Origin of the sequence: Rhodococcus sp. AQ5-07, assembly GCF_009707305.1 — a bacterium.
In the GTDB taxonomy this organism is placed as follows: Bacteria; Actinomycetota; Actinomycetes; order Mycobacteriales; family Mycobacteriaceae; genus Rhodococcus_F; species Rhodococcus_F erythropolis.
Genome location: NZ_CP046099.1, coordinates 5,535,800 through 5,548,311, shown reverse-complemented (window position 1 = coordinate 5,548,311; position 12,512 = coordinate 5,535,800). Strand labels below are relative to the sequence as shown.

The following is a 12,512-nucleotide window of genomic DNA, read 5'->3' as shown; positions in this document are numbered from 1 at the left end:
ATGGCGCTCGACGTTGAACCAGCCAACCTGTGTTGATCATCACTGCTCAGAGGATGAGAAAATTGACATCATGCGCCAATTTATTTACATTTCGACACATGGCAGATCTGATCAGTGCCTCGTCGCTGACGCGACTGCCCGAGTTGATCTCCGAACTCGGCGGAGATCCGTACGAATTCCTCGACCGTGTGGGCATCGATCCGGCCATCATCGGCACGTACGACCACTTCTTGCCGTTCAGCGCCCTGTCCACGCTGCTCGGACTCTGTGCGGATGAATTGGAGTCGCCCGACTTCGCACTCAGGCTCGCAGGCAGACAGGACCCGGACATTCTCGGTCCGGTTGCCATCGCGGCCCGCAGTTCCGAGACAATCGGAGATGCGTTGCACGACGTCGCCCGATACGCGCACGTGTACAGTCCGGCGTTGGCGGTCGATCTGACAGTCGGCGACACCGAGGTGTCCTACGGACTCGACACCGTGCTGCATCGACTTCCGTATCGGTCCCACGTCGTGGAACTGGCGATGGGCGTAACGCTTCAGACGTTCCGGATGATGGCCGGCCCGGATTTCCATCCGACGCAAATCTCGTTTCAACATCCACGGATCTCCGAAATACGGAGGTACATCGAGTATTTCGGTTGTTCCGTCGAGTTCAGCTCGGATCGGAATCTGTTGACCTTTCCGCGCGGAGTCATGCATCGCCACCTGCCCCGGGTGGATCCGTTGGCCTACGACTTCGCCGTGCGTTTCATGGCAGGTCGAGATCCGGATGTGGCGTTCCACGACGCGGTGTCGGCTTTGATCGTGCGTTCCCTGCCTGCAGGGGCAGCCACACTGAAGCAAGTCGCGACATTGATGATGCTGCACCCGCGAACATTGCAGAGACGATTGGCGTTGGAAGGCAAGGCGTTCGAATCGCTCGTCGACGATTCACGACGCGAACTCGCTCTCGGTCTTCTCTCGAACAGAGACGTGTCCCTCTCCGAAGTGTCACGCCAACTCGGCTATTCCGAACCGAGCACCCTCACTCGAAGCTGTAGGCGTTGGTTCTCCACAACGCCCCTGGAGAAGCGGAGGGCACTTACCCGCCGCGCTGGTTGACCGCATGAGCTACGACGCCGACGGTTCGAAGGTCGTAGCGGCTCACCACCGGGGGCGTGGGAGATGGGATGAGAACAGATCTGGCATTGCGTCACTGCAACGGTCAGGAAACACCGCCTCTCGCTTTTCCAGAAACGCCGCAACACCTTCACGAACGTCAGCCTGAGCACCGCGAGCATTAATTCCGATGCTCTCGACGCGATGCGCGACCATGGGATGTTCGACTCCCAGCATGCGCCAGATCATCTGACGCGACAGGGCAACCGATACCGGCGCGCTGTCACGGGTCAGGCTATGCGCGAGCGCCGTCGCCTCCCCTAGAAGATCTTCGCGCGAATGCAGTCGGTAGACCAACCCGGCCGAAAATGCTTCCGTAGCAGTGAAGATCCGTCCGGAGTAGATCCAGTCGAGGGCTCGCTGGAGCGGAACCAGTTTCGGCAGCAACCACGACGAACACGACTCGGGCACGAGTCCTCGCCGATTGAAGACGAAACCCATCCTGGCGTCGTCGGCGGCCAAGCGAAAGTCGGCCGCAAGAGTCATGGTGATACCCACGCCGACCGCCGGTCCGTTGATGGCCGCAATGATCGGCTTCAATGAATCGAACATTCGCAGGACGACACGTCCGCCGCCGTCCCGACGTAGATCGTCACCGTCCCGACGTAGATCGTCACCGTCCGCGTCAGTTCCGTTCGACTCGGCGCTCCATTCGGAGAACGTCTCTGCCCCCGAGGACAGATCTGCCCCCGCGCAAAACGCGCGGCCCGCTCCTGTCAGGATCACCGCGCGCACAGCGTCGTTCGCGTCGGTGGAGTCGAACGCTTCGATGAGCTCGTTTTCCATCGTCGTGGTGAATGCGTTCAGCTTGTCCGGTCGATCAAGGGTGATCACGGCGATACCGTCTTCGATACTCATCGATATGTGTTCCACAGGTACCTCTTTCTCCGGGTGGCGATTAGCGAACGATAATCGGTATTCTGCCCATATCGGCAGTTCAAGACGGTTCCTTTCCATCAGGTGTGTCCCGCGACTGTTCGGCTCTAAGCTGGGCAAGACGCAGGCACCGAAGAAATGAGAAGGAAACCGAACAATGAGTGGGTCGAAGACAGTCGTTGTCCGGCAACTCATACTCGATTCCGCTGTCCGAAACATGAACGAGCGCGGCTATCACGGGACGTCCATGCGTGATATCTCCGCCGGCGCCGATCTCACTGTCGCGTCCATCTACCACCACTTCAAATCCAAGCAGGAAATCCTTCAGGAAATCATGATTCGGGCGCTCCACGACGCCATCAGCATGACCCGCAGTGCACTGCTGCGCTCCGGCGGCGACCCGAAAGACCAACTGCAAGCAATCGTCCGCGCTTGGGTCATGTTCCATACGACCAGGCGCGAAGACGCCCTCGTAGGCGCGACAGAATTGCGCAGCTTGGACGAATCGGGTCACCGTCTGGTCGTAGCCCTGCGCGACGAGCAGGAAAGCATGTTTCGCGACGTCGTCGAACGCGGCATTGAAGAAGGTGCTTTCCACACTCCATTTCCCCGAGATGCCGTGCGCGCCATTATCAACATGGGGCAGCAAGTCTGTGTGTGGTGGCGCGTCGACGGACCGATGAATGCGGAAGATATCGCGTCTCGGTACTGCGCATTGGCGACCGCGATGATCGAATCAAGCTGAGCTGGGCGACACCTCCGCCAAAGAAGATCTGAAGGCCCGAAGACCTGAAGGGCTCCAGGACAGAAGCCACATAACGCCGTCGATGTGCGAGACCAGCGTGCCTCGACTTTCGTCCGCACCCCGCCGCTCGAATCGGTATCTCCATTCCTGAGACCTGCATCACTGACTAATCATCATCTCAGGCGAACGATCGTTTGGCAACAGATTCCGAATCACACCATCCCTGCGGAGAAAGTCGCTGCAAAAGCGCACTTTTCCCGACTATTGACATTTAACGATCGTTAGGTCAATGATGACTCGCAGCCGAACGATCGTTTGGCAAATTCGGAACGAAGGAGTGCGGGCCACGTGACCACCTCCGCATTGCCACGAGATGACGCTGCACACGTCGCCGGCGGCCTCGACGTGGTCACCTTCGCCACCCGAATTTGCGAGCGCCTCCGGTACGGCAATGGCGGCGAGATATGACTTCTCGTATCGAAGAACCCACTCGCACTTGGATATTGCGTCACCACCTTTCGACCCCATACCCGGCGAGCACGATTCCGTCTGGTGCCGGCGCTCGGGACAAGCTCGTCGACGGCCGCACACCGAACTTGCCGCAACTCACGTCCTGACCGAACTCAACTGAACGACCCCACAGAGAGCGAATCGCGATGACCAACAACACCGAATCTGCGGTGGAGCGCCCGGGCAGATCTCGGCGCGCGTCCTTTGCAGCCGCTATCTCCACTTCCCTGGAGTGGTACGACTTCTTCATCTACGCGACTGCCGCCGCGCTCGTGTTCAACTCGACGTTCTTCGCCACCGACAGCGAGGTGGTCGCTGCAATGAGTTCGTTTGCCACCGTCGCAGTCGGATTCATCGCCCGTCCTATCGGTGGTGTGCTCGCCGGTCATTTCGGTGACCGGTACGGCCGAAAGCCGGTGCTCGTTGCCGCCGTGGTCCTCATGGCTGTGGCAACCTCCTTGGTTGGTTTCGTCCCCAACACCAATGTCGTGTGGCTTGCCCCGGCCATTCTCGTGACGCTGCGAATCTGCCAGGGCTTGGCCGTGGGAGCACAGTGGGGCGGGGCCGTATTGCTGGCCACCGAGAACGCACCGGCGGACCGCCGCGGGCTCTTCGGCAGCTTCGCCCAACTCGGTGTTCCGATCGGTGTGGTGCTGGGCAATATCGTGTTCCTGGTCCTGACAGCAACTCTTGCGGCTGATTCGTTCCTCTCCTGGGGATGGAGGATCCCGTTCTGGATCAGCTTGGTCATGCTTCCAGTGGCATTCCTCATCCATCGCTATCTCGAAGAAACCCCCGAGTTCAAGGCACTCGCAGAAAAACTCGCCGAATCGCCGGTCGTTCGGAAGTCCCCCATTCTCGAAGTGCTCAAGAAGAATCCAGGCACAGTCCTCGCAGCAGCAGGCGCCAATGCCATCGGCGTGATCTTCTTCTACACGATGATCACCGGTTCGGTTCAGTTCGCGACCACCTACCTGGAGATACCGCGGTCGACGGTCCTCACCTACATCCTGATCGCATGTGCAATACAGATTCCCCTGGTTCCGCTGGCGGGATATCTGTCCGACCTCTACGGTCGCAAACTAGTCTTCGGCCTCGGCACCGCAGCCATGATGCTCTGGGGTATCCCGATGTGGCTGATGATCGGTGGATCCAGCCCGGACACGATCTGGCCGTTTGCCGTCGCGGTTATCGTCGGCGTAGTAGCAATGTCCCTCCAAACCGGTACGCAGGGAACACTCTTCGCTGAACTGTTCCCACCGGAGATTCGATTCTCCGGCGCTTCACTCGGTTATCAGATCTCCGCAATCATCGGAGGTTTCGCGCCGATGATCATGGTGATGCTGATCAACGGAAATCCGGACAACGCATGGAAGGTCGGTTCCTTCCTCGCCGCTGCCGGTGCTATCGGATTGATCTGCCTCTACGTGATCATTCGCCGATACTCCGGAACCTCGCCGACCGTCGCAAGCACCCGTGTGGAGACCGCGAACGCTCAGTACGCATCATGATCAACCTGGGGTGAGTGGTCTCGATGCCACTCACCCCAGGTTTTCGGGTACGAGAAATGACTGTCGGCGACTGCCGATAAAGTGGCCCCCACAAGTCGACGTGTCCTTCGTCGACCAGGAGCACAGGTTCGAGGAGTGTGTCGGTAGCAGTGGCAGTGGAATCTTCGGTGCTACTGAAGTGGTACTCCGAGACGGCTCGTGACCTGCCGTGGCGACGCGAGGGCGTCAGTGCCTGGCAGATCCTGATGAGCGAGATCATGCTCCAGCAGACGCCGGTGGTGCGCGTTGCGCCCATCTGGGAAGAGTGGGTGGAGCGCTGGCCGGTACCGTCCGCGATGGCAGCGTCGAGTCAGGCAGAAGTACTTCGCGCGTGGGGCAAACTTGGTTACCCACGACGCGCGCTTCGGTTACACGAATGCGCGGGCGTCCTGGCCGCCGAGCACGGTGACGTGGTACCGGAAGACGTCGACACCCTGCTCTCGCTACCGGGAATCGGTTCGTACACCGCCCGCGCCGTGGCGTGCTTCGCCTACGGACAGCGAGTGCCGGTGGTGGACACCAACGTACGACGCGTAGTTGCGCGAGCCGTCCACGGCAATGCGGAACCAGGCAATCCGTCCAACACGCGAGACCTCGCCGACGTCGCGGCGCTGCTGCCACGGACACGAGCGCGCGCCGCCACCTACAGCGCCGCTCTCATGGAACTCGGTGCACTGATCTGCACTGCGCGGACGCCGAACTGCGAGAACTGCCCTTTGCCGAACTGCGCGTGGGTCGCTTCGGGCAAACCGGCACACACCGGACCGCCCAAGAAGGTGCAGAAGTTCGCGGGCACCGATCGCCAAGTTCGCGGAAAATTGATGGCCGTTCTGCGCGAGAGCCACCGTCCGGTCGAACGCGCGCAACTCGACATCGTCTGGCCGACCGATCCTGGTCAGCGTGACCGCGCACTACATTCCTTGTTGGTCGACGGACTGGTCGAGCAGACCGATGACGGCCTGTTTGCACTGGCTGGAGAAGGTACGCCCTAGCCCACTCGCATCGGGTCGCATGCTTCTGCTGGTTCGACGGTCTGGGGTGGTGTGACATCAGGATCCGAACGCCGAAACGCAGCGGGAACGACGGGTACCACCGGGTCGCAAGGCGGGAGCGTCAGGATCGGTAGGGCCGCTCCGGACGGTGGCCCGCTCGTCGGGTTCGCCGGCTCGGCGCCGACGTTCGGGCGATCAGTGGACACCGCTCGCGACCCGTCCGGCGACAGAGCGATCAGCAATCCCGTCAGCATGAGCAGGAGCGGCAGCACTATTGCCGCCGCCCACCGGATTCTGTTGACGGGCTGAACAGCCGCGCCGCCAGCGGACCTGACCTCACTCCCCCGACCGGCCGCTACCAGCGCAGCGCCTATCGCCAGTTGGGCGCGCTCGCCGAGATACAGGAAGCCGAGCCCTGCCGATTCGGCGGCTTCGGCGGACAGCTGCCGAGACTCTTCCTTCACCAGCATCGCGACGAGCATCTTGGGCACGGGGTCTCGTTCAGCGACGAGCAGGTCCAATGTCGCAGCAAATGTCGAGCTGTCTGTAAGCAACTCGGCGGTTGCGTAACGGTGCGCCGAGTCCACGACGCCGGCGCTCGGATCGATGGCAGCGATCACAGTCTCACCGCCGTCCGGCCAGAATGCGAGAATCGGCGAAATACCATTCAGGGCGTCGACCGTCCGCAAGTAGGCAATGCGAGCGTCCAGACCGTTGACCAACTCGATGTTCTCGAAAGTGCTGGAGGACAATGAATCCGGTACAAATTCGCGCACGTCCGCGCGCTCGCACAGCACTCCGAGGACGGTGGGGCACAGGTTCGAGCGCAGGGCCCGACCGGTGGCGACCTCGGCAGCGGAGGCGAGCGCGCGTGCCGACGCTTGCGCAGAGGGAACAGTCCCGTTCGCGCCCCACGGATGACGGAACTCGTCGATCGACCCCAGAAGGGGTGTGTCCGCATCTACGAGAGCTGTTGAAATGGAATTGTTTTCGAATACCACGCCCAGGCTTTCACGCACTGGATCCTCCATTGACTGTTTCCAACTGGTTCTGAACTGTTTCAGGTGTTGCTATCACTGTGGAGCTGTATCAGAACGTCAGGCCACCGACCGCCATTGCGCCTGGTTCCAACACCACGTCCACCGGCGCTCGGCCGTCGACCGTGACGCGATACGTCCCCGGCAGGAGTCCGACAAACGAGAAGCGACCCTCGAACGGTTTCACCGTCCGCGCTATCGCGTGCCCGCATTGATCGACGCCGTTGATCACCACCGCCTCCGAGATGCCCGACGTCACCAGACCTGAGATCCGACCATCTGCCGAGACAGCTGTCCCCTGGTCTCTCCGACCACCAACAGAATTCCCTTGTGGATCACACACTCCCGGGGTGGTCGCCACCCGCACGGTGACATCGCCCGACCGTACGCGAGCCGCCCCTCGATCTGCGGTGACCAGTGCAGCAATCGATAGACCGTCGGCGTCTTCCCGCTTTCCCGCAGTCATCGTCGCTGTCCGGGTGAAGTACCGGTCCGCTTCCAGATTGCCTATCAGGCAATGTAACCCGAACTCGTCGACACCCGAGCCGTCTCCGCAGTAGTCAGGCACGGACGGTAGAACGAAACCTCGAGGCACCGGAAGCTGCACGACCACGTCCGAGAGCGGGTTGCCCCGGACGCCGATGTCTACGACATACGTCACCGGATCACCCTCTCGGACAATGCCGTTGGACGGTCCGGTATCGAGCCCTGGACCGTCACCGGGGTCGAAGGGCGGCGCACCGTCAATCGCCGTCAACTCGACGGTGAAGGGAGAAGCGGACTCTCCCTCGGCTGCCAATCGAACATCCGACTGCATCGGTAGCGCACCGAGCGCAGCTGCGCCGACAAGTAACACTCCTGTCACCACGACTACGCCTCGCACTCTTCGGGCGCACGCTCTCGGTCGGAGTCGGACCGTAACCGCCTTCGACCACACCACTGACAGACGAGTTCTCACGACACTCCTTCGATGGCCGACCCTCGGGGCCCGGTCGGGCACTCTCGACCAGATTTGGCGAATCCCGAGCTACGTTCAATAGAAGTCGCTCGAGGGACTCGAAAGCCAATGGTGACGGCATGATTATGTGGGTGAACTTCTCTCACCCGGGGTGAAGTCGCGGGTGAATTGCCCGGGATGACACGCTCTGGATTCGCACCAGCTACGCTCCTCCATGTAGATAGATGGATCGAGACAATCCGCCCAAATCCGCCAATTAGCGTGGGGCGTGAAAGCAGAAAGGGTCCGCGTTGATGTTCGGGAGGGACGGCCACGACTGGGCAGCTATTCCCGAAAGGCGCACTCTCACCGAGTCGATTCCTCGGCAAGCACTGTTCGCGAAACTGGATCGACGCGCCGCTCTGACCGTCGTCCGTGCACCGAACGGCCACGGGAAATCGTCGTTGATCGCATCGTGGCTGCGCGCCCATCTGGCATCCGAACGAATACTCGTCTGGGTCTCGGCCCCACAGCCCTCGTCGACACTCGAAGATTTCTGGGCCGTTGTCCTCGATCGAATCCACGCTGCCGGAATCGCACTGCCCGACGTCGACGATCTCGCCGATCCTTTCACCGCTGCCGCCAAATCCCTGAACGCCCTCAGCCGCCCCGTACTGCTCGTGCTGATCAGGCCGGATCTGATATCGGAACCAGAGTTGGACGATCAGTTGATCGATCTCCTCACCCTCTGCCACAACCTGGACCTCGTGGTCACGCTCTCGGGATTCGGCATGTTCGCCGAGCCATACCTTCTCGACACGGATCACGAGGTCATCGGCGCCGATGAGCTGTTGTTCACGACATCCGATACCGCCCAATTGCTGGAACAGGCGGGGGTGCGCACGGCTGAGGGTGATGCAGAACAAATCACATCCCTGACGGGTGGGCTGCCCGCATTGGTTCGCGCCGCAGTCGCCGCCGTCAGGGACTCACGTAACAGCAACCATGAGCGGGAGATCAAAACGAACACCGCGCAAGCGATAGACGATTACGTGACTGATTCCGTTCTCGCCACCGCTGAGCGCCTAAAGCAACATGAGTTCCTACTCGCGACCGCCTTTGGTCGATCGATCACCGTCGGCGTCGCCACAATGCTGTTCGAGTCCCAGCGCCCTGACACTGCCGAAACCGTTCATGAGATCCGCTCGCGGCTCGTGACGCTGGAGACAGCCGGCTTGTTGTCGCGCGTCGAGGCCGAAGCCGACGAAACATGGGAATTGCCTCCCGCCATTCGACGATCGATACTCGCGCACCACACTCGCGTGGGAATCGATCCGTCGCAACGTCTTTCATTCCTCGCTCACAATCGACTCGACAACGGTCATCACGCGTCGGCGCTGGACTACGCGGTCGAGGCACAGAACTGGACCCTGGCAGTAGACATCGTCGAACAACATTGGGTGACGATGATCGTGCATAACCTGGACTCGGTTCGCTCCGCCCTCCAACGGATTCCGGCGGAAGCTGCCGACAAGCACTCGGCCGTTGAGGCCGGGCGTGCCTTGTTCACGATGCATCCGAGCAAGCGATCCACGGCAATCGACTTGCTACCCGAATCGCCGGCCGAACTGTGGGAACTCGGCGCCCAACCCAGCGCGAAGGACGCCTTGAGCATCGCCTGCGTTCAATCGATCATGCTCAGGATGGCCGGTGAATACGGGCTCTCGGCAGAGACCACCAGGCGGCTGTCTCACCTCAGCCGCAGTGCGCTGGAAAACAATCCGGAAGCGGTCAGCGCACAACTCCCCCTGATGCGACTTCAATGGGCGATCAATTTTCAATTGAGCGGCAGGTTCACCGAATCCACGATCAAGGCTCGAATGGCATACCACGGCGCCCTGTCTCACGGAGTCGACTTCATCGCTCGCAACTCTGCGGGTAGTGCCGCCCTGAATTGGGCTTTGGCAGGTGAGCCGCGGCAGGCCAGACACTGGTTCGAACTCGAACAGAAGCATCCTGACCCTGGGGGCTGGCTCGAACCTGTAGTCAAAATCGCCGGCTTGACGGCACGGGCTCTCGCCGCTCTCGACACACTCGACTTCGGTGACGCACGTATCGCACTGACCGAACTCGGCGTTCCGTCCGACACCGAGGAGCTATGGGCGTTCGTCGTCTATGCGCACAGCCAATTCGCCCTGACTCAGAGCAGTGCATCTTCCGCTCTGCCCTTGCTCCACAACGCGATTGGAGTGCATTCCAAGCAGTACACGGCCACGTCTTTCGCGCTTCCTCTGCTGCAATCCGCAGAAATCGATCTCCTGCTCGCACTCGGCGAGGGAAACAAGGCGACGGCTCTGGCCAAGGAAATCGCCGATCCTGCAGCCAACCCGTGGACGCTCGCGTCGGTGGCGCGTTTACGTCAGCGAATCGGCCAGAACGAGGCCGCTGTGGCGCTGTGTCATCAGTTCGACTGGTCTGGCGAATCCTATCCGCGGGCACAGATGGAATCGCTTCTGGTGCAAGCGGTTGCACACTCCGAGCTGGGTGAGCCACGCCTCGCCTCTCAGGAGTGGTCCAGAGCGTGCAGTATCGCGGACCAAACCGGACTTCTGCGTCCGTTCGCGACCATCGGATCGGCGGACGTCGAGAAACTCGAATCGATGGCAGTAACAAAATCGCGTGCACTCGCCGAGTTCTCGAAAAGTGCTCCTGCGGAATCATTTCCGGGATCCGTACGTATCGTGGAGCTGACCGAACGCGAACAGAAGGTCCTCTCACTCCTGGCGCTCGGCATGGGATCGGCCGCGATGGCCGACAAACTGTACGTGTCCGTCAACACCGTCAAGACTCAACTGCGCACTCTCTACAAGAAGCTCGACGTACACAATCGAAACGAAGCGATCACGAAGGCACGTCAGCTGCGCCTGCTGTAGTCCCGGGTCGGATCTGATTCGGACTACATTCTGTAGGCATGAGCACCGATACCTGTGTCTTCTGCAAGATCGTCGCGCTGACCGAGCCGGCGATTCTCGTCCACGAGAGCGAGACGACTCTTGCATTTCTCGACGCCCGACCGGTGAGTCGCGGACACACCCTGGTGGTCCCCAAGCGTCATGCAGAAAACCTCGATGCTCTCGAAAGCCACGAGGGCGCAGAGATGTTCCGCGTCGGCACGCTCATCGCCGGAGCTCTACGCCGCTGCGACATCGCCGCTGACGGAGTCAACTTTCTGGTCAACGACGGGCGTGCCGCGGGGCAAACCGTGTTCCACTCGCACCTCCACGTCGTCCCCCGCCATCGCGGCGACAAGGCGAAGTTCGCTGCCGGACTCCTGGCCAGGCGAGCCGTCGAACTGGAGCAGGTGGGCGCGTCGATCCGCAGTCAGCTCACCGTCTGAAGGAATTCCGTCACCACTTCGCGATAGCGCTGCGGTTGATCGTCGTGAACCAGGTGGCCTGCGTCGGCAATACGTACGTACCGAGTTCCCGGCCTCTCGGCCATCTCTCGCATCTGTCCCTCGGGGGTGATGGTGAACTCTCCCTCGATCAGCAAGGTCGGCACGTCGATCGCCTTCCACTGATCCCAGAAATGCCTCGTGCCCCACTCCTCCGAGATGTCGCGGAAGGTCGACACCTCGCCGTGCAGGTACCACCCGTCGTCGCGGCGGTCGAAAGAGTCGAGAAAGTACTGGCCGGCGACGGGCCCGAAGAATTCCTTCATCGCGTCCTCGGAAGCAAACGGCTGCGGCCACGCCGAGATCATCTGAGCCCAATCCGCGGCGGTGCGTCCGCGAAAATCCGGAGCCATGTCTTCGAGGACCAGTGCACAAACCTTTTCGGGATGCGATGCGGCGAAGCACCACGCGTGCAGAGCCCCCATCGAATGGCCGATCACGATCATCGGCTCCTCGATGGACGCAACGGCAGATGCCAGGTCGTCGACGAATGCCTCGGTGGTCAGCTCTGACGGCGCGGGCCGGCCGTGACCGGCGGCGTCGAACGTGTAGACGTGGCCGAACTCGCGGATCCACGGCACCTGGCGTCGCCACGTCCTCGACCTGCCCATGAGGCCGTGCAACAACAGAATCGGTTGTCCTGTTCCACCTTCGTCATGCAACACGAGTGTCACGGTACGCGGTGAAGGTGCGCGGGTAATGTCGCTTGCATGGCAGTCGTGAAGATCAATGCAATCGAGGTCCCAGAGGGCGCCGGCCCCGAACTGGAGAAGCGCTTCGCAGCACGCGCTCATGCAGTCGAGAACTCCCCGGGCTTTCTCGGATTCCAACTCCTCCGCCCCACCGCAGGTGAGAGCCGTTACTTCGTGGTGACGCAGTGGGAGTCCGAGCAGGCGTTCGCCGATTGGCGTGACGGCCCTGCCCGCGAAGCCCATTCCGGCGAGCGTGCGAAGCCCGTCGCTTCGGGTGCGTCGTTGCTCGAGTTCGAAGTTGTCCTGGACGTCGCCGCAAAGAGCTGATCTAGAACGATTGTGCCCGCCTTGGCGGGCACAATCGACGGTCATCTCGGCTTACGCGTTGACACGGTGCGGGCAGTAGTGCAAAAGTTCGCATGTAAACGCGATGGTCCGACAGGAATCCGGTGAAAGCCCGGAGCGGTCGCGCCACTGTAATTCGAGGTGAAGTGCCTTTTTCGGCACGACTATTTCGACAGCCAGACACTTCGGCCATCGCATGGACCTAGGGGACGCG

At 61.2% G+C, this 12,512-nt stretch carries 11 protein-coding genes and 1 riboswitch; of the genes, 7 read left to right on the top strand and 4 right to left on the bottom strand.

The window, feature by feature from the left end:
- Window positions 1-98 precede the first annotated feature (98 nt).
- Window positions 99-1,103, top strand: coding sequence for an AraC family transcriptional regulator (locus tag GJB56_RS25825; RefSeq protein ID WP_113682080.1), 1,005 nt, complete (start codon window positions 99-101; stop codon window positions 1,101-1,103).
- A gap of 42 nt (window positions 1,104-1,145) precedes the next feature.
- Here the strand turns inward: GJB56_RS25825 and GJB56_RS25820 are convergent, their stop codons facing one another.
- Window positions 1,146-2,033 (bottom strand): crotonase/enoyl-CoA hydratase family protein, encoded by an 888-nt coding sequence (locus GJB56_RS25820; RefSeq protein ID WP_113682079.1) that lies wholly within the window; start codon window positions 2,031-2,033, stop codon window positions 1,146-1,148.
- Between the two features lie 160 nt (window positions 2,034-2,193).
- On the opposite strand from GJB56_RS25820, the gene GJB56_RS25815 reads away from it, so the two are divergent.
- From GJB56_RS25815 to GJB56_RS25805, 3 genes are all read left to right on the top strand, one after another.
- Window positions 2,194-2,781 (top strand): TetR/AcrR family transcriptional regulator, encoded by a 588-nt coding sequence (locus GJB56_RS25815; RefSeq protein ID WP_019749702.1) that lies wholly within the window; start codon window positions 2,194-2,196, stop codon window positions 2,779-2,781.
- Between the two features lie 656 nt (window positions 2,782-3,437).
- Window positions 3,438-4,802, top strand: coding sequence for an MFS transporter (locus GJB56_RS25810; RefSeq protein ID WP_042451923.1), 1,365 nt, complete (start codon window positions 3,438-3,440; stop codon window positions 4,800-4,802).
- Window positions 4,803-4,951: 149 nt separating this feature from the next.
- Window positions 4,952-5,833, top strand: coding sequence for an A/G-specific adenine glycosylase (locus tag GJB56_RS25805; protein WP_024487744.1), 882 nt, complete (start codon window positions 4,952-4,954; stop codon window positions 5,831-5,833).
- On the opposite strand, the gene GJB56_RS25800 is transcribed toward GJB56_RS25805, so the two are convergent.
- Entirely contained in the window at window positions 5,830-6,852 is a 1,023-nt protein-coding gene (locus GJB56_RS25800) for a hypothetical protein (protein WP_230091076.1), read from the bottom strand. The genes GJB56_RS25805 and GJB56_RS25800 overlap by 4 nt on opposite strands.
- A gap of 70 nt (window positions 6,853-6,922) precedes the next feature.
- Window positions 6,923-7,735, bottom strand: a complete 813-nt coding sequence (locus tag GJB56_RS25795) for a hypothetical protein (protein ID WP_230091075.1) — start codon at window positions 7,733-7,735, stop codon at window positions 6,923-6,925.
- Window positions 7,736-8,121: 386 nt separating this feature from the next.
- On the opposite strand from GJB56_RS25795, the gene GJB56_RS25790 reads away from it, so the two are divergent.
- Together GJB56_RS25790 and GJB56_RS25785 are read left to right on the top strand one after the other, a co-directional pair.
- On the top strand, window positions 8,122-10,740 hold the full coding sequence (locus GJB56_RS25790) for a helix-turn-helix transcriptional regulator (RefSeq protein WP_113682076.1): 2,619 nt from the start codon (window positions 8,122-8,124) through the stop codon (window positions 10,738-10,740).
- Window positions 10,741-10,778: 38 nt separating this feature from the next.
- Complete coding sequence (locus tag GJB56_RS25785) at window positions 10,779-11,204, top strand: HIT family protein (protein WP_019746817.1); 426 nt, start codon at window positions 10,779-10,781, stop codon at window positions 11,202-11,204.
- Here GJB56_RS25785 and GJB56_RS25780 read toward each other — a convergent pair.
- Window positions 11,189-11,926 carry an alpha/beta fold hydrolase gene (locus GJB56_RS25780; protein WP_113682415.1) on the bottom strand — a complete coding sequence of 246 codons (738 nt, stop codon included), beginning with the start codon at window positions 11,924-11,926 and terminating at the stop codon, window positions 11,189-11,191. The two genes, GJB56_RS25785 and GJB56_RS25780, sit on opposite strands and share 16 nt — an antisense overlap.
- 45 nt (window positions 11,927-11,971) lie before the next feature.
- Between GJB56_RS25780 and mhuD the strand changes: the two genes are divergently transcribed.
- Window positions 11,972-12,280 (top strand): mycobilin-forming heme oxygenase MhuD, encoded by a 309-nt coding sequence (gene mhuD, locus GJB56_RS25775; RefSeq protein WP_007726927.1) that lies wholly within the window; start codon window positions 11,972-11,974, stop codon window positions 12,278-12,280.
- Window positions 12,281-12,367: 87 nt separating this feature from the next.
- Window positions 12,368-12,506: riboswitch (cobalamin riboswitch) on the top strand.
- Window positions 12,507-12,512 lie beyond the last annotated feature (6 nt).

Excerpts from the sequence above, each read along its gene's own strand:
- GJB56_RS25825 (WP_113682080.1), top strand. The coding sequence starts at position 99 with ATGGCAGATCTGATCAGTGCCTCGTCGCTGACGCGACTGCCCGAGTTG.
- GJB56_RS25815 (WP_019749702.1), top strand. The coding sequence starts at position 2,194 with ATGAGTGGGTCGAAGACAGTCGTTGTCCGGCAACTCATACTCGATTCC.
- GJB56_RS25810 (WP_042451923.1), top strand. The coding sequence starts at position 3,438 with ATGACCAACAACACCGAATCTGCGGTGGAGCGCCCGGGCAGATCTCGG.
- GJB56_RS25790 (WP_113682076.1), top strand. The coding sequence starts at position 8,122 with ATGTTCGGGAGGGACGGCCACGACTGGGCAGCTATTCCCGAAAGGCGC.
- GJB56_RS25785 (WP_019746817.1), top strand. The coding sequence starts at position 10,779 with ATGAGCACCGATACCTGTGTCTTCTGCAAGATCGTCGCGCTGACCGAG.
- mhuD (WP_007726927.1), top strand. The coding sequence starts at position 11,972 with ATGGCAGTCGTGAAGATCAATGCAATCGAGGTCCCAGAGGGCGCCGGC.